The organism is Bacillus sp. 2205SS5-2 (assembly GCF_037024155.1).
GTDB lineage: Bacteria > Bacillota > Bacilli > Bacillales > Bacillaceae_K > Bacillus_CI.
The window spans coordinates 121662-137872 of sequence record NZ_JAYKTS010000003.1 but is presented as its reverse complement, the minus strand read 5'-3'; the positions used below and the strand labels follow the sequence as shown (position 1 = coordinate 137872).

Here is a 16211-nt window from a genome sequence, read left to right as displayed (position 1 = left end):
AGTGCATATGAGAAGATTCTGGTTCTGTCTGCTATAAAAGTCTAAGAAACTCTATTGATTTTGTGGTAGAATGACACAGTTGTGAAATTACATCTATATGGAGGGAATATGTTGACAAAACATTTTGTTAAACAAACTAGTATCCTTTTTCTGACCAGCCTGATTCTTCTATCTCAGCTCCCACTTACAATAAAGGCAAGTACTGACTTAAATATTAATGCCGATGCAGCCATATTAGTAGACGCTGATTCGGGGGAAATTTTATATAAACAAAACGAAGATCAACCACTTGGCATTGCCAGTATGACCAAAATGATGACAGAATACTTAGTATTAGAAGCCATTGCTAGTGGAAAAATCACATGGGAGCAGCCATATACAGTAAGTGACAAAGTTTACGCTTTAGCCAATGCACCGGGTTTAAGTAACGTTCCACTGCGAGAGAATGAGGCTTACTCGGTTAAAGAACTATATGAAGCAATGGTCATTAAGTCAGCTAACGGAGCAAGTATCGCCTTAGCCGAAATTGTGGCAGGTTCCGAAGGCGAATTCGTCCGTTTGATGAATAGAAAAGCAGCTGAACTTGGATTAGAGCACTATCAGTTTGTTAATTCTACCGGACTTAGTAACTACGACATGTTCGGCTTACACCCTGAAGGAACTGGATTCAATGACGAAAATCTGCTCTCAGCTCAAGATACGGCTACGCTTGCCTATCATTTACTCAATGATTATCCTGAATTATTACAGACCGCAAACCTTTCTTCTGAAACCTTTCGTGAAGGTACAAGCGAAGAACTAGTCATGAAAAACACTAATGCCATGTTACAGGGACGTAAGTATGAATACGCAGGGATCGATGGATTAAAAACGGGAACAACTCCATTCGCCGGCTCAACCTTTACGGGTACGGCTGAGAGAGACGGAACCAGGTATATTACGGTCATCATGAATTCAAAAGACGCTCAAAATCAACCGAGTAGCGGAGAGCGCTTTATCCAAACTGGAATGTTATTGGATTTTGGTTACAACTCATTTGGATTGGTGGACTTCTCCTTAGCAGATTACGACCAAGACCTACCTCGGACGATTGAAGTTGCAGATGGGGAAAAAGAAAGCCTTTCTTTTACTGCAAATGATACGATTCAGCTAAAAATGAACAAGTCGCAAAAAGAAAACGTGAATCTCACGCTTATTATGGATGAATCCAAGCTCGATGAAGACGGAAAACTTCAAGCACCCGTTGAAAAAGGAGAAAAAATCGGGGAACTACTGATTGAAAATCCACAAGAATATGAATGGGTAGATAAACCACTCTTTGAAAAGTACACCATCGACGTGTTTGCCGAAGAGGCGGTTGAAAAATCCAATTGGTTTGTTCTCACTTCGCAAGCAATTGGTGATTTTTTCAAAAAACTATTTTGATCTCAGTGAAACCTATTCCAAATTATTCATTTGGAATAGGTTTTTTATTATCGAGATTTTTTTGAGTCAAGTTTACAGGAATGTGATGGGGTGGCCCGTATATCTGAAAAGTGGATCATAATTCGCAATAGCTTGTGCACCAATCAATACTTGTGCATATTTCCAAAAAGTCGTGCACGTTTGACCTTTAGTCGTGCATAAACCTCGGAAAGTTGTGCGTAAATCACAACAGTTCGTGCTTAAAAACAATAATTACTCCTCTCTCCATAAAGCAGTTTCCTTTCCGAATCCAGTCTTTAATAAAGCTCTGGTCGTCGATCTTGGAATAATGGAATTTTCTTTCTCGCCTCACTCACTTTTCCTAAATGAATGTCCCCACTCATTTGTATTGGCTCAGTTCCCGCTTCTACTACAACCTCTCCCCATGGGTCCACTATCATGGAGTGTCCAGCAAATTTATTTTTCGGATCTGTTCCGGTTCGATTACAAGCAACGACATAACATTGATTTTCAATGGCTCTACTTATTAATAATGTGCGCCAATGTGCCAATCTCACCAAAGGCCATTCCGCTACAATAAACAAAACCTCTGCTCCACTAACCGTATGCTTTCGTATCCATTCCGGAAAACGGAGATCATAACAGATAAACCCTGCACAAGCCTGTCCTTCAATCGTAAAATCACCTTTGTGTTGACCTGGTGATAAATATAAATGCTCATTCATCAGCTGAAATAAATGTGTTTTACTATATTCACCTTGGCACAACCCGTTACGATCGAAAACATACATCGTATTGAAGGTCTCATTGCCACTTTTTTTTGCAATAGAACCTGATACAATATTAGTATGATATTTTTTAGCTAAGGTCGACAAAAAAGCTTGTGTTTTCTGTCCCTCATCGTCAGCAATTTCATCTAGACGAGATAAATCATACCCAGTACTCCATAACTCTGGCAACACCACCACATCCGGTTTTTGGGTTTGAAATAGCCGCTGAAACTCTGACTTTACTCTTGTAAAATTGATTTCAGGATCTCCGAAGGCTACATCTATTTGTAAACAAGTTATTCTCATGGTCATCTCAGACTCCCTTCCATTCAAATAAGTTTCTATATTAATTTAACGATATCCTATTCACCTCGATAATTTCAAGAATATTTCAAAAAAGGAGATTTCTAATGAAAAACTTTCCTCATTCACAGACCATAAATGATTTACCAGATCAATTTTTTGCGGTGCTTGCACATAAGGTTCAATCCTATACATCAAAAGGATATGACATTATTAATCTAGGACAAGGAAATCCAGATCAACCAACTCCTGAACACATCGTTCGCTCTCTACAAAAAGCAAGTGAAAATCCGCAACACCATAAATACCCACCCTTTCGTGGAAATAAGTTTTTCAGAGAAGGGATTGCGACTTTTTATAAGCGTGATTTTGGCGTTGAGATTGATCCTAACACTGAGGTCGCTATATTATTTGGAGCAAAGAGTGGACTCGTTGAAGTAAGCCAATGCTTCTTGAATAGAGGCGACATTGCGCTAGTGCCAGATCCTGGGTATCCGGACTATTGGTCTGGCATTGCTCTCGCTCAAGCACACATGGAATCTATGCCATTAACGAAACAGAATCAATTTTTGCCTGATTACTCAAAAATAGACCCTGCCACACTAAACAAAGCAAAACTAATGTTTTTAAATTACCCAAATAACCCAACAGGGGCCATCGCGACAGAAGCATTTTTTCAAGAAACAATTGAATTGGCTAATCAACATGAGTTTTGTGTCGTTCATGATTTTGCCTACGGTGCTATTGGCTTTGACAACCAAAAACCTTTTAGCTTTATGCAATTTCCTGGAGCAAAAGAAATTGGCATTGAAGTATATACCCTCTCGAAAACCTATAATATGGCCGGATGGCGTGTTGGCTTTGCTGTTGGAAACAAAAGTGTGATTGAAGCACTGAATAAACTTCAAGATCATCTGTATTGTAGTCTATTCGGAGCGGTTCAAGAGGCTGCGACTACTGCGTTACTAGGATCACAGCAATGTGTAGAAGAACTCAAAAATCGATACGAGTTACGCAGAAATACTTGGATTCAAGGCTTAAACAACATTGGTTGGAAAGTAGAAGCACCTGCTGGATCTTTTTTCACTTGGCTGCCTGTTCCCACTGGCTTTACGTCAGAAAGTTTTACAGATTTCCTTCTCGAAAAAGCACATGTAGCTGTTGCTCCAGGTATTGGTTTTGGTACACACGGAGAAGGCTATGTACGCTGTGCTCTATTATGTGATGAAGCTCGGTTAAAGGAAGCGATTCAGCGGATAAACAAATTAGCTATTTTCTAACTTTCCATTTGCTGAAACAGTAAAAATCGACAGCAAAGGCTGTCGATTTTCTCCATTCTTTTCTCTAATTGAGGAGTTCTATTCCTAAATAACTCTCTGAAACGACCTTTAATGCTTCCTAAATAGACTTCTGTTTTCCTTCCCTTTTGTCCGTCTATTTTTATTATTTTGTTTCTAAAGAAAAATGACCTCCTATCCACTCTCATCTAGATGAGTCATCCTTCTTGATAAGTCACGATAGCTTGCAAGCATATTAAGATCAACATTTCCACCGCTTATAACGCAGCCTACCTTCTTCCCAGGAACAGTCACCTTTTGACACATGACTGCTGCTAATGCCGCAGCCCCTTCTACTAAGGTCTTCTCTCTTTGCAGCATGAATATGATGCTTTGGCAAATTTCTTCATCTCTTACCGTGACCATATCATCTACATATTTCTGTATAATTGGGAAAGTAAGTTCTCCTGGTTTCTTCACAAGTATCCCTTCAGCAATGGTATGAGCATGATCTATTGCTCGTTTGCTTTTTCCTTTGAAAAAGTTATACAGCGCCGGTGCTCCTTGCGCCTGTACACCAATAATTGAAACATGTGGATATAAAGCTTTCACAGCTATAGCCATGCCCGCTAATAATCCACCACCACCAACTGGAACTAAAATTACATCTAAATCACTGAATTGTTGGAGCATTTCAAGCGCTACGGTTCCTTGCCCAGCCATTACCTTTGGATCATCAAATGCATGAATAAAGGTTGATCCCTCCCTCTTCATTTCATCCAATGCCAATTGATAGGCTTCCTGATAAGTCGCTCCATCGAGAACTACTTCTGCTCCGTATTCCTTGGTTGCTGATACTTTCGTAAATGGGGTTTTCTTTGGCATAAAAATCGTTGACGATCTTCCTCGTAAAGAAGCAGCAAGCGCGACTCCTTGAGCATGATTCCCTGCCGAAGCGGCAATAATCCCTCTACTTGCTTCTCTGTCAGACAAGGACACCACTTTATTCATCGCTCCCCTTAGCTTAAATGAACCCGTTCTTTGTAGATTTTCCATTTTTAAAAAGATCTTGCCACCCGTCAGAGCATTCAATGTAGTCGATTGCTTTAACGGGGTTCGATGGACATATTGACTAATTCTCTCCATGGCTTCTACCACATCTCTACTAGTCATTAAATTCCCAATGCACTGACCTCATTTCGCTCTTCATATTGTTTAATCCTATTTTGATGCTCAAAGGTTAAATCAATTTCATCATAGCCATTCAATAGCATCATTTTCCAATAAGGATCAATCTCAAAGGAAGCTTGAAGACCGCGAGAATCACGAAGAAGTTGTTTATCAAGCAAAACGGTGATTTTGTAAGAATTCTCCCCGCTTTCATGTTCTGTTAATGTCTGGATCAAGTCTTCCTCTAATTGAATCGGCAAAATCCCATTTTTTAAGCAATTATTATAAAAAATATCCGCATAGCTTTTAGCTACAATCACTTGAAACCCAAAATCCTTCAGAGCCCAAGGAGCATGCTCTCTTGAGGAGCCACAGCCAAAATTATGTCCAGTCAAAAGAATGGTTGCCTCTTGATACTTCGGCTGATCTAAATAGAATTGCTTTCGCAAACTTTTACCATCGTCCTCAAACCGCCAATGATAAAATAAATAGCGACCGAATCCACTTCTTTCAATACGCTTTAAAAATTGCTTAGGGATAATTTGATCTGTATCTACGTGATCTCGCTGAAGCGGAAATACCTTTCCTACAAAATCATTCATCGTCATCAATCCTCCTTAAACTATCGGTATGGTTTCGACTTTTCGAACATCGGTTAATTTTCCGGTTATGGCTGCGGCGGCAGCCATGGCTGGACTAAGTAAGTGAGTTCGGGACCCATTCCCTTGTCTTCCTTCAAAATTCCGATTTGATGTAGAAGCACAGCGTTTACCTGGAGGAACAATATCATCATTCATTGCGAGACACATGCTGCAACCAGCCTCCAGCCACTGAAAACCAGCCTTGATAAAAATCTGATCCAAACCTTCTTTTTCAGCTGATTTTTTTACTTTAAGAGACCCCGGGACAACTAAAGCCATCACTCCCGGTTTAACCGTATGGCCCCGAGCCACTTCCGCTTCCGCTCTTAAATCACTCAACCTGGAATTTGTACATGATCCGATGAAAACATAATCAATCTCAATATCCTCCATCCACATTCCTGCTTCAATTCCCATATAAGTAAGAGCTCTTTCCACACTATCCCTTTCTGAATGGTCCATAAACTCCTCAGGATACGGAACATACTTAGAAATTGATGTCCCCATTCCTGGATTGGTTCCCCACGTAACATGTGGTTCTACCTCTTCCCCCCTCACTTCCATTTTTAGGTCAAAACGTGCATCTATATCACTCCTAAGCGCACTCCATTCCCGTTTATAGTCGGCAAATCCCTTCTATTTCGGTAGATGTTCTTTACCTTCCAAATAAGCAAAGGTCACTTCATCCGGACCAATTAGCCCGGCTTTGGCACCTGCTTCAATGCTCATATTACAAACCGTCATACGTTCTTCCATAGAGAGATTGCGAATAACCTCACCTGTGAATTCGATCACATAACCTGTTCCAAAGCCGATTCCATTTGTTGAGATAATGTGTAATATCAAATCCTTGGCTGTAACAGCAAATCCTAATTGACCAGATACTTCCAGTTGGAGTGTTTTCGGTTTTAGTTGCCAAAGCGTTTGTGTTGCTAAAACATGTTCCACTTCAAAGATTCCCGACACCTCTTGATACAACTATCCGTATATACGCATTCTGAAGTTGATTTTTTTTCAATGTTTCAACCACAATGGAACTCATCTCTTGCTTTGAAACTTCAATATTTAACATAATTGATTTGGCCGATTCATACAGGCGATCAATATGCTCTTCTAAGCGAAAAACTGTTCCACTGTACATCCGAACCCCTTCGAATACTCCATCGCCATACAGAAAACCGTGGTCATAAACAGACACAACTGCATCTTCTTTTCTCACAAATTGCCCGTTCAAGTAAATCCATTGTTCACTCATGCTCCCCCGCCTTTCCACGCTTGTCTTGTAGAAAATCTCTACTTTTTCAGTAACAGATTGAATTGACTGTTGCGATGTTCTTATGTTCAATCCCGCTTTTGAAATACATGTTTTCATGTCCACTCATTTACATATCTTGGCTTTCATTTTTTAATATTGTGGACAATATTACTCCGGTCTCAAAGGAAGGTCAACATTGTTTTTTTGAGTTTTTTGACTATTCAGATTATTAGTAAGCATTTACATCTCTTTCTCGTTAATGTTTTTGGAGTAAGAATAAATTTTTTTATATTAAGACGAGAGAACCAATTATAGGAGGTAAACCAAATTTCTTGAGCGGCGATGCACGGTTTATTTCAAAAGACTTTTTTCGCAAAGATTGTGGCTTTTCGTATCAGTTAATCATCTGTGATATAGCTTTGTTCCGGGCATCTTTTCGTCTGTTTTTGATAGAGATCAACAATGAAATGGAGGATTTAGTCAAAAATCAGGTGAAATAGCCACAATGTATACGAAAAACCCGATGGCAGCGCTCACGTCACGCCGCCACCGCCTATCATGAAAAAAAGTAATTTCAACCCCAATAACGGTATAAACCCGGTATGTTTGGGGCAAACTTACTAATTTGGCGATGCCTAAATATGCCTTTTTTCATACAAAGAGCCTTTCAAAAAGAAAAAACCTTTCGCCCCCTATTCCTTACAAATATTATTCATTTTGAAATAACAAGGCTTTTTTCGCAAAAATTGTTGTTTTGTGTATTAGTCTGAATATCAGATATGTAAAAGTTTCGGGCATCTTTTCGTCATTAAAATGGAATTACTGATAAAAATAGGTAGAATCATCTGTTTATTATTTTAATAGCAACGCAAGTTCGAAAGTAGCCAATAACAAAAAAGATTCTAAAAAGAGGAGTTAGGAAAAAGTGGTATTTAAACTTTTCTCAAATGACATATTTTATTAATATATCAATTCTTTTTCTTCAAAACTCCTTCAACGAAATTTCGTTCGCTTCCCCAAAAAAATTTTTTCAAAATAATAGTAATTAGGAAATCTAATCATCATAAACTAATGAATTGAACAAATTGATACCTGTCCCCCATTTACCATGTTGTATCATCTGAATCCGGACGATATATTTCTTATCTATATCCATTCAATAAAACTTTCTCCAATATAAATCAGCATTCTTGAGAGATGGGAATTTATTTTTTCGTCACCATCCATTATTATATGTTGGTGATTCATTGTATTTAGATAAACGTTCTGGAAATAGTTTCTTTTATTTTTTCTAGATGACTGAGCAGAATAAGAGTGCGTAAAAAAAGTGGGGAGATGGTACGAGGTGAAATGGCAAAAAAATTTATTGAATTTATTGAAAGAGCGGCAGAAGAAAAAAGTGGCACTTGTTGTCGATACATCTACGAGTCCAACCAATATGATGTTAACCAACAATATAGTGAAATTGTTTACCGAAATGATTCCTAACACGATTTTTGTGGAGGCTGATTTTCAAGTGAGGAGCGTCACCCCTATAACGGATCTCACCACAATAAAGTATTTTAAACACGGTAAGTCCTCGTATACGGAAGCTTTGGAATGGGCCGAACAGGAAAATATTGATTCTCTATTTTATATTACAGATGTAACCGGTTATTTTTATGATGAATTAACAGTCAATTATGAGATTTTTTGGCTTGTACCAGAAGACTTTATACCGAAAGTTCCTTTTGGGAAGGCCATCAGAGTTGCTTAGGAGGAATATAAAAAGGGCTTCTCGAAACTATTTTCAAGAAGCCCTTTTTCAAGAATATCCAGTTCTATTTTTCAAATCAGCATGTAAAGATTTTAATAATTGAGAAAACATTCATTGGACTACTTTCCTTCTTGCACCTCAACTTCATTTCAGTTTTATGTGAAGGCTTTTTCGTAAACCTTGTGGTTCTTTAGTCAGATATCAGATGGAACCTGATACCCATAAAAAACAGACAAAAAGATGCCCCGAACAAAGCTATATCAACGGTTAAGATTGGTTCGAAAAGCAACAATTTTTGCGAAAGCAACCTAACTGAAAAATTGCCCGAACTTTAGCTTTCAGGTAAAAAGCTGATGATAAAATCCGTTTTCTCATCTGTTGACCGACAAGTTAATTTACCACCATGTTTCTCAATCAACTTATTACAGATATACAAGCCAATTCCTGTGCCTAGATCCTTCGTCGTAAAAAACGGTTCAAAAATTGCCTTAATCTCTTCTTCTTTAATTTTTGGTCCATTATTTGATACCGTTAACATTATCTGATCTCCAGAAACTTCACTTTCCACATCAATGTTTCGGTTCGTTTCATTTTCCTGAAGGGCGTCAATAGAGTTCACAATCAGGTTTAACAGCACTTGCCTTAACTCACCTTTATTGCTAATAACATCAATTTCACTCTCAACATATAGATTTAGTTGGACATCTCCAGCTAATAAGCTTGGAAATAAAAAATGCTCTAATTCACTTAGAAGACTCCCCAAATTCACCTTTTCCTGTTTACTTTCAATTATTTCTTTACGCGATACATGGAGAAATTGAGATATTCGATAATTCAATTGATCCAATTCATGCTTCATAATATCTAAATAGGGTAAATCTGGATATTCTTTTTGTAATAGACTCGTAAAGCCAATGATAGAGGTTAGCGGATTTCTAAATTCATGCACAAAACTCGAGCTCATTTGCCCTAGAATAGTGAGTCTTTCTTTATGTGTTTGGTTGATGAATAAATCTTTATCCTGTAGCTGCTTGTCTTTGATTTCTGTATAACGCCTAACAGCGAAATAGGAAAATCGGTCAAACAGGGAATTAATATTGTCCAATAACGGTTGTAACTCATGCAATTCAATTCCGGATCTACCAGCCCATTTAACCACTTCACTCTTACCTATCCCCATATTGTATACAAATTCACTAATATTCACATTGGCGTTCACTCGTTCTTGAGCCGTTTTGTCGGCGAGAAGCTTCACACCTCTCTCATTCAATGGAAATCGTAGTGATTTTTTGATTAACTCAAACATCTGAACTCCATTTTGAATTACTTCATTTTTGTATAAGTCATTCTCATCAAGAACTACTTTGCTTCTCCAGTTTTGTAAAAATTCTTCTGAATTTTCTTCTAAAAATTTAGTCAGTCTTTCACAAGCTTTCATCGATTTACACCCATTCCCCTTGCCTATTTAATCATACTATTATCATAACAGAAATTCTCGAGAATATTACATCGAAGCCTAGTAATCTTCCCTCCCTCCACCAACATTAGGGCAATGCTCATGGACTTCTTGCATCACTAACTTCAAAAAAGCATTTTGGCAGAAAAGTTCATTCAAAATTGGTCGATATTTTTCGTAATTCATTTATACAACTATTTCGCTGAAGTAAGACATAAAACCCTATATAAATTCCTTCATTATTATTTTTATAGTAAAGCTCATTCAATACAGTGTTGCTATTTAATTTCATAGTCCATGAAATCTGCCATTTGGTCAGTGACTTTGTTCAAAAAAGACAAAAATACGCCCTGAAACTTATCTTTTTAACCAAAGGCTCTTTTCATATACATTGTGGTTATTTCATCTGATTTTTGATTAAATCCTCCATTTCACTGTTGATTTCCATCAAAAGATAGACGGATCCAGCTACTGTGGCTAGGGACTCGGGCATTTGTCAGCCCACTACGTGAAGCAGGCTTCACTGCGTGTTCTGCCAGATGCCTGCCGTCCCTGGGCAGCCACTTTCGCTTTTCTTAAATGATGTCCGAAACAAAGCCATATCAACGTTTATAGACTGGTACGAAAAGCCACAATCTTTGCGAAAACAGTATAAAAAAAGCACCCTCTTAACAAGGGCACTTCTAGATTAATTCGCTTCTTCTAACAGACGTTGTACTTGATAGGCTCTTACTTTTCGTGGAAGAAAACTGCGTATTTCTTCATCATTAAATCCAACTTGAAGACGTTTTTCATCGACAATAATCGGTCGCTTCAAAATACTTGGATCTTTTCTTACAAGCTCGTAGAGTCCCGTAAAGGTAAGGTCTTCTATATCCATATTTAGTTTTTGAAATGCCTTCGAACGCTCTGAAATAATTTCGGAAGTTCCATCCTCCGTCATGCGAATGATTGACTTAAATTCATCTAAAGATAGCTCTTGTTTCATAATATTTATTTCTGTGTATTCCAATTCTTGCTCATCTAACCATGCTTTTGCTTTCCGACAAGAGGCACAACTAGGAGCCGTATATAATGAAATCATATTATTCCCTCCATTATTATTAATATATCCCACTACTTGTATATGCAAGTATTATTTGTAAAAATTATTGTAAATTCGTTGAAATGGTTTTTAGCACTTGTTTGCAACTAGCAAGCTCTTTCTCGCTAATACCCTCTGTAGCTTGAGTAATGGTCTGCTGTGCAAGCTCGCTTAATCGCTCACGAATTTTCTGTCCATCCACAGTCAAGTAGATTTCCTTAATTCTGCGGTCGTTTTCACTTGGATTTCGGGTAATATACCCTCTCTTCACCAGATTATCCAGCAAGCGAGAAGTGCATGTTTGGTCGCGACTTGTCATATTGGCTAGTTCATTTTGAGTTCGGCCATCTTGGTCCCATAATTGCGTTAATATCGTCCACTGTTCATACGTTACGTCAAAACCCGACTCTTTAAATGAGTTAGCAATTTGATTAATGATTGCTTTCCCTGTATTACTAATTAAAAAACATATTGAATCAGATAAATTAGAATGTGTTTTCAAGGATATGACCTCCTTCAATAACTATCCTAACATCAAACCATTGCATATGCAAGTATTTTTACATCCTTTTTTATCCAACTTCAAGAATCGTATTTCCACCATCTACTAACTTTACCGTTTTTTCTTTCCATCCATTATTCCTTATATCGCAATGAGTACTCAATTTTTTTCTACGTGGAGATTGAATTATATTATTCTCCAATAGTCGAAAGGTTACCACTAACAATCGGACTTTGAATTTCAGAAATAAAACGATCCCTACCACTTACTTCATGGTAGGGGAAGAATGAGTCGCTTATTGTTTGTGGTCGGTTTGTATTCATCACATTACCGATTGACATTTAACGAAAACGCGTTCCAGCTTTTCTAAGCAAAACGGCGGCAATAATTCCACTCAAAATTGATATTATTTACAAATGTAGATTTTATCTACGTATCAAGATCAATTCACCTTAAATTTGCTGTACTTTTTTTGAATGAGGTTCAACTACGTCAACCACTTAATACTCCTTCTTCAATTAAAATCCCTTCAAAAACATTGACTACTTCTGTGTCGTAATGGGAGCCAGATAAACTTTTCAACTCAGCCATGGCTACTTGAGGAGTGAAGGCCTTCCGATAGGCTCGGTCCTCTGTCATCGCATCAAACGTGTCGCTTACGGCAACAATTCTAGCTTCTAAAAGAATTTCGTCCCCTTTTAGCCCATAAGGATACCCACTGCCATTTAATCGTTCATGGTGCTGTTCAATGATTGGGACAAGTTCCTCATAATACGTCCCTTTAATCATCTCTGCGCCGTCGATAGGATGTTTTTTTATGATTGCAAACTCTTCATCTGTTAATCTACTAGGTTTATTTAATATTTCCTCTGGAACATGAATTTTTCCAATGTCGTGTAAAAAACAAGCGGTGTTTATCTTATCCAACCTTAACATATCTAAGTTCATTTTCTTAGCAATTTTAAAAGCGTGATTCGCAACCCGATCGCTGTGCATATAAGTATATCGATCTTTTAATTCGACTTGTTTTACTACTTCCATTAAAGTAGACCTTTCTTTGCTTACTGTAGAAAATGTTGGTTCAGTTACTACCCACAATAACTTTAAATCTGTTAATGTTGTGAAATGGATCGGTTCTTTAAGCCCTTTTGCAGAAAAATAGTCCTGAGGTCCTAATCTAACTTTTTCCTTATTTAATTCACACTCGACTTCTCCCGACAAAATTAAATAAAATTCCATCACTTCCAAGTTTTCAGATGGATAAATATAAAATAAGCGATCCTTTTTTATGGTTTGAAATAAAACCTCTGTGCCATCTCCATCTGCCAATAGACTCATTTCGTTCTGATTATATTGAACTTTTTCAAGAACAGAGCCCTTTTTCCCGATTTTGAATCCTTCCATCTTGATCACCTCATTTTACTAAGAAAAACAAGTATTTCAATTTCAAATACTTGTTAATAAACTTTATCAATATGGATTCATAATATCATAATGAGACTAGTTTTCTCCTACAATTTTAATCGGATCAATCCATACCCATCGATCGGCAAACCGCACAAGCGTCCAACTACATTCGGCTATTACGCCTGCTTCTGCCGCTTCTTCAATAGTTTCTAATGACATTTCAAGGGTCTCATCATATACTTTGCTGATTATTTTTTCTAGATCTTCTGTATATTTATTCGTTATCTCTTCGTGATAAGAGGACACTTTTTTCAGTTTGTCTTTTAAATTATCGATTTTTTTAGTTGTTTTTTCATAATCTTTTTCATTTTCCGCTGCCAATTCAACTGTCAAATCACTTAGTTCTTTTTGAATCTTTTTAACTTTTTCACTCGTTCTCTCTTGCTCTTTTTCAATATCACTTTCAATTTCTGCTAGTTTTTTATGTAATTTATCTACTTTACTCTCATCAGATGCATTTTCGTCTAGTTCAGCAAGGATTTTTTCTCTTTCTTCCTTTAACTTGGTCGCTTTTTTTCCTTCTTCTAACTTAAGAATGTCCGCAAGGTATTCGGCTTGAAGCTTATCTGCTTTCTCTGCGGCTTCTTCAATTTTCACCTTGATTTCTTGATTGGTTTTTCCGATTAAATCGATAGCCTTTTGCTGATCTTCAGTGAAACTGCTTGCAGAGACTTGAGAAGCAGTTCCCATTAAAGCTAATAACAGAATCAAAATTGAGAATAACTTTTTCATAAATACACTCCTATTCATGGCTTTTTTCTTTGAATAAATATTAACCTTTTTCTATCCTACTAAATTAAGTTAACTAAATCCCTAATGCACAGTGTGTTTCCAATATTTTTAGACGTTTTTGCCAAAAAAAATAATGTTCCCTCCGCTCCTTTCCACTATTTCTCCGGAGTAATAATTCTAAATATTAACATAATTATAAACCAACCACCATCTTCCTACAATAGGCACATATTGTTGAATATTTATGAATTTTATCAAAAAACAAATTTATTTCCTTTTATTTGGCAGTTTTTGTCTTAATAGTCCTCCATAATCCCGCATTCCCCTCCAAATGTTGATAAAAAAAGCCCCAGAAGCCGGGACTGGACATAATAAATATTTATTCAGAAGGCTCTTTTCGTATACATTGTTGCTCTTGACACAAAGAAAAAACAGGCAGTAGGGTTTTTTCGATTGATTTCTTCTTTTTAATCTAGAAATGAAGAATTTTTCATTAGGAAAAGAGCACGAAATCATACAAGTCAAGGGATTCCTTTTTATTCGAAAAGCCACAATCTTTGCGAAAACAGCCATTCAGAAAGATGGTCCCCTTTGAGATTAAAAAGAGACAATCTGCATCTTATCGTAAGAATCATCTATTTTTCCAACAACCTTATAAAAAAATAGATTTGAATCACTATAATCTCTTATTCCCCACTTTTGTTTTTATTTTTTCAATCAAGTTCATTTTCTGGCTCCAGCATTTCATGCTTAAATCGACAGGATACTCTTCTGGGTTCATAGCCCGTTTATACTCTTCCCAGAGCAATTCTAAGTTATCGTTTAAAAAGGACTTCATTTCGGCTAAAGGTGGACTTTTGTAAACGAATTCCCCTTCTATAAATACATCTACATGCAGGTCTTTTGCTTCGAAATTCGTAACGAATTTGCTGATATACGTGTGGATGGGGTGGAACATTTTTAATCGATTCTCATTTTGAGGTGTCTCATCATCGAGCGCGATGTAGTCCCCTTCAGATTTATGGCTAATCTTATTTATTATTCTATACACTTTTTTTACGCCTGGGGTGGAAACCTTTTCGACGTTACTCGAAATTTTAATCGTATCTTCCATTTCTCCTGTCTCATTCTCAATCGAAGCGATCTTATATACCGCTCCAAGTGCTGGTTGATCATAGGCGGTAATTAGTTTTGTACCGACTCCCCATATATCGATTTTTGCCCCCTGTGCTTTCAAGTTCAGGATGGTGTATTCATCTAAATCATTAGATGCAACAATTTTCGTTTCGGTGAATCCTGCATCATCGAGCATTTTTCGTGCCTGCTTTGATAAATAAGCAAGATCTCCACTATCTAAACGAATCCCTTTAAAGTTGATTTTATCTCCTAACTCTTTTGCCACTTGGATCGCGATTGGAACTCCTGACTTTAGTGTGTCATACGTATCCACTAAAAACACACATTCTTTATGACTAGCTGCGTATTTGTGAAAGGCTGTATACTCATCTCGATAAGCTTGAACCATCGAATGGGCATGAGTCCCAGATACTGGTAATCCAAATAGTTTTCCTGCTCGGACATTACTACTCGCATCACATCCGCCAATAAAGGCGGCTCTTGTTCCCCATACCGCTGCATCCATTTCATGAGCACGCCTTGTTCCAAACTCCATCACAACATCTTCTTTCACTACCTGCTTAATTCGATTCGCTTTAGTCGCAATTAGCGTTTGGAAATTCACAATATTTAAGAGTGCTGTTTCAAGTAATTGAGATTGCGCCAGTGGAGCCTCAACGCGGATCAAAGGTACATTTCCAAAAGCCAGCTCACCTTCTTCCATCGAGCGAATGCTTCCTGTAAATTTTAAATTTGATAAATAGAGAAGAAACGCATCTTCATATCCCAGGTCTCTTAAATAGGAGATATCCGTCTCCGTGAAATGAAAATTTTTCACATATTCAATTACACGCTCAAGCCCAGCGAAAACAGCATACCCATTTCCGAACGGAAGTTTACGAAAAAACACTTCAAACACCGCTTTTCGATTGTGGATGCCATCTTCCCAATAAGTTTTGGCCATATTAATTTGATAAAGGTCCGTATGTAATGCTAAACTATCATCTAGCTCGTTCTTCATCGCCATCTCTCCTTTAGTTTATTTTCATTTTTCCCACAACTATCCACTTCATGTAAGAAATTTCACTGAAGCCGTCTGTGCTCTTTTCTTCTATTAATACCCTTTCGTTTGTATAGGTTAAACAAGGTGGGGAAATAGAGAAAATCTATTTTTTGCAAGGCTCTTTTCGTATACATTGTGGCTATTTTATCTTATTTTTGATTAAATCTTCCATTTCTCTGTTGATTTCCATCAAA

General features: G+C 37.4%; 12 protein-coding genes and 2 pseudogenes. 3 read left to right on the top strand and 11 right to left on the bottom strand.

The window, feature by feature from the left end; all coding sequences use genetic code 11:
* Positions 1–111 precede the first annotated feature (111 nt).
* On the top strand, positions 112–1425 hold the full coding sequence (locus U8D43_RS03095; protein ID WP_335869509.1) for a serine hydrolase: 1314 nt from the start codon (positions 112–114) through the stop codon (positions 1423–1425).
* 296 nt (positions 1426–1721) lie between these two features.
* Here U8D43_RS03095 and U8D43_RS03090 read toward each other — a convergent pair whose 3' ends face one another.
* Positions 1722–2507: a carbon-nitrogen family hydrolase gene (locus U8D43_RS03090; protein ID WP_335869508.1), complete on the bottom strand. Its 786-nt coding sequence runs from the start codon at positions 2505–2507 to the stop codon at positions 1722–1724.
* 98 nt (positions 2508–2605) lie between these two features.
* Here U8D43_RS03090 and U8D43_RS03085 point away from each other — a divergent pair, with 98 nt between their 5' ends.
* Positions 2606–3778 carry a pyridoxal phosphate-dependent aminotransferase gene (locus U8D43_RS03085; protein WP_335869507.1) on the top strand — a complete coding sequence of 391 codons (1173 nt, stop codon included), beginning with the start codon at positions 2606–2608 and terminating at the stop codon, positions 3776–3778.
* A gap of 192 nt (positions 3779–3970) precedes the next feature.
* Here U8D43_RS03085 and ilvA read toward each other — a convergent pair whose 3' ends face one another.
* The 4 genes and pseudogenes from ilvA to U8D43_RS03065 form a co-directional block, all read right to left on the bottom strand.
* On the bottom strand, positions 3971–4921 hold the full coding sequence (ilvA, locus tag U8D43_RS03080) for a threonine ammonia-lyase (RefSeq protein WP_335869506.1): 951 nt from the start codon (positions 4919–4921) through the stop codon (positions 3971–3973).
* Between the two features lie 26 nt (positions 4922–4947).
* On the bottom strand, positions 4948–5547 hold the full coding sequence (leuD, locus tag U8D43_RS03075; RefSeq protein ID WP_335869505.1) for a 3-isopropylmalate dehydratase small subunit: 600 nt from the start codon (positions 5545–5547) through the stop codon (positions 4948–4950).
* A 15-nt stretch (positions 5548–5562) separates the two neighbouring features.
* Positions 5563–6546: pseudogene (locus tag U8D43_RS03070) on the bottom strand (aconitase family protein); the annotation flags it as partial.
* Positions 6539–6841, bottom strand: a pseudogene (locus tag U8D43_RS03065) (aminotransferase class IV); the annotation flags it as partial. The pseudogenes U8D43_RS03065 and U8D43_RS03070, both read right to left, overlap by 8 nt.
* A 1345-nt stretch (positions 6842–8186) precedes the next feature.
* On the opposite strand from U8D43_RS03065, the gene U8D43_RS03060 reads away from it, so the two are divergent.
* Positions 8187–8597 (top strand): VWA-like domain-containing protein, encoded by a 411-nt coding sequence (locus U8D43_RS03060; RefSeq protein WP_335869503.1) that lies wholly within the window; start codon positions 8187–8189, stop codon positions 8595–8597.
* A gap of 331 nt (positions 8598–8928) precedes the next feature.
* On the opposite strand, the gene U8D43_RS03055 is transcribed toward U8D43_RS03060, so the two are convergent.
* The 6 genes from U8D43_RS03055 to U8D43_RS03030 all read right to left on the bottom strand — a co-directional run bounded on the left by U8D43_RS03055 (position 8929) and on the right by U8D43_RS03030 (position 15975).
* Complete coding sequence (locus tag U8D43_RS03055) at positions 8929–10035, bottom strand: histidine kinase N-terminal domain-containing protein (protein WP_335869502.1); 1107 nt, start codon at positions 10033–10035, stop codon at positions 8929–8931.
* 706 nt (positions 10036–10741) lie between these two features.
* Complete coding sequence (spxA, locus tag U8D43_RS03050) at positions 10742–11137, bottom strand: transcriptional regulator SpxA (RefSeq protein WP_335869501.1); 396 nt, start codon at positions 11135–11137, stop codon at positions 10742–10744.
* Positions 11138–11201: 64 nt separating this feature from the next.
* A complete protein-coding gene (locus U8D43_RS03045) occupies positions 11202–11639 on the bottom strand; it encodes a MarR family winged helix-turn-helix transcriptional regulator (protein ID WP_335869500.1) in 438 nt (145 codons plus the stop codon).
* 492 nt (positions 11640–12131) lie between these two features.
* On the bottom strand, positions 12132–13043 hold the full coding sequence (locus tag U8D43_RS03040) for an HD domain-containing phosphohydrolase (RefSeq protein ID WP_335869499.1): 912 nt from the start codon (positions 13041–13043) through the stop codon (positions 12132–12134).
* Between the two features lie 96 nt (positions 13044–13139).
* A complete protein-coding gene (locus U8D43_RS03035) occupies positions 13140–13838 on the bottom strand; it encodes a hypothetical protein (RefSeq protein WP_335869498.1) in 699 nt (232 codons plus the stop codon).
* Positions 13839–14514: 676 nt separating this feature from the next.
* A complete protein-coding gene (locus tag U8D43_RS03030) occupies positions 14515–15975 on the bottom strand; it encodes a nicotinate phosphoribosyltransferase (RefSeq protein ID WP_335869497.1) in 1461 nt (486 codons plus the stop codon).
* Positions 15976–16211: the final 236 nt, after the last annotated feature.

What these genes read in the sequence shown, in the direction of transcription:
- ilvA (WP_335869506.1), bottom strand. Translation starts at nt 4,921, where the DNA reads ATGGAGAGAATTAGTCAATATGTCCATCGAACCCCGTTAAAGCAATCG.
- U8D43_RS03035 (WP_335869498.1), bottom strand. Translation starts at nt 13,838, where the DNA reads ATGAAAAAGTTATTCTCAATTTTGATTCTGTTATTAGCTTTAATGGGA.
- leuD (WP_335869505.1), bottom strand. Translation starts at nt 5,547, where the DNA reads ATGAATGATTTTGTAGGAAAGGTATTTCCGCTTCAGCGAGATCACGTA.
- U8D43_RS03040 (WP_335869499.1), bottom strand. Translation starts at nt 13,043, where the DNA reads ATGGAAGGATTCAAAATCGGGAAAAAGGGCTCTGTTCTTGAAAAAGTT.
- spxA (WP_335869501.1), bottom strand. Translation starts at nt 11,137, where the DNA reads ATGATTTCATTATATACGGCTCCTAGTTGTGCCTCTTGTCGGAAAGCA.
- U8D43_RS03030 (WP_335869497.1), bottom strand. Translation starts at nt 15,975, where the DNA reads ATGAAGAACGAGCTAGATGATAGTTTAGCATTACATACGGACCTTTAT.
- U8D43_RS03085 (WP_335869507.1), top strand. Translation starts at nt 2,606, where the DNA reads ATGAAAAACTTTCCTCATTCACAGACCATAAATGATTTACCAGATCAA.
- U8D43_RS03055 (WP_335869502.1), bottom strand. Translation starts at nt 10,035, where the DNA reads ATGAAAGCTTGTGAAAGACTGACTAAATTTTTAGAAGAAAATTCAGAA.
- U8D43_RS03090 (WP_335869508.1), bottom strand. Translation starts at nt 2,507, where the DNA reads ATGACCATGAGAATAACTTGTTTACAAATAGATGTAGCCTTCGGAGAT.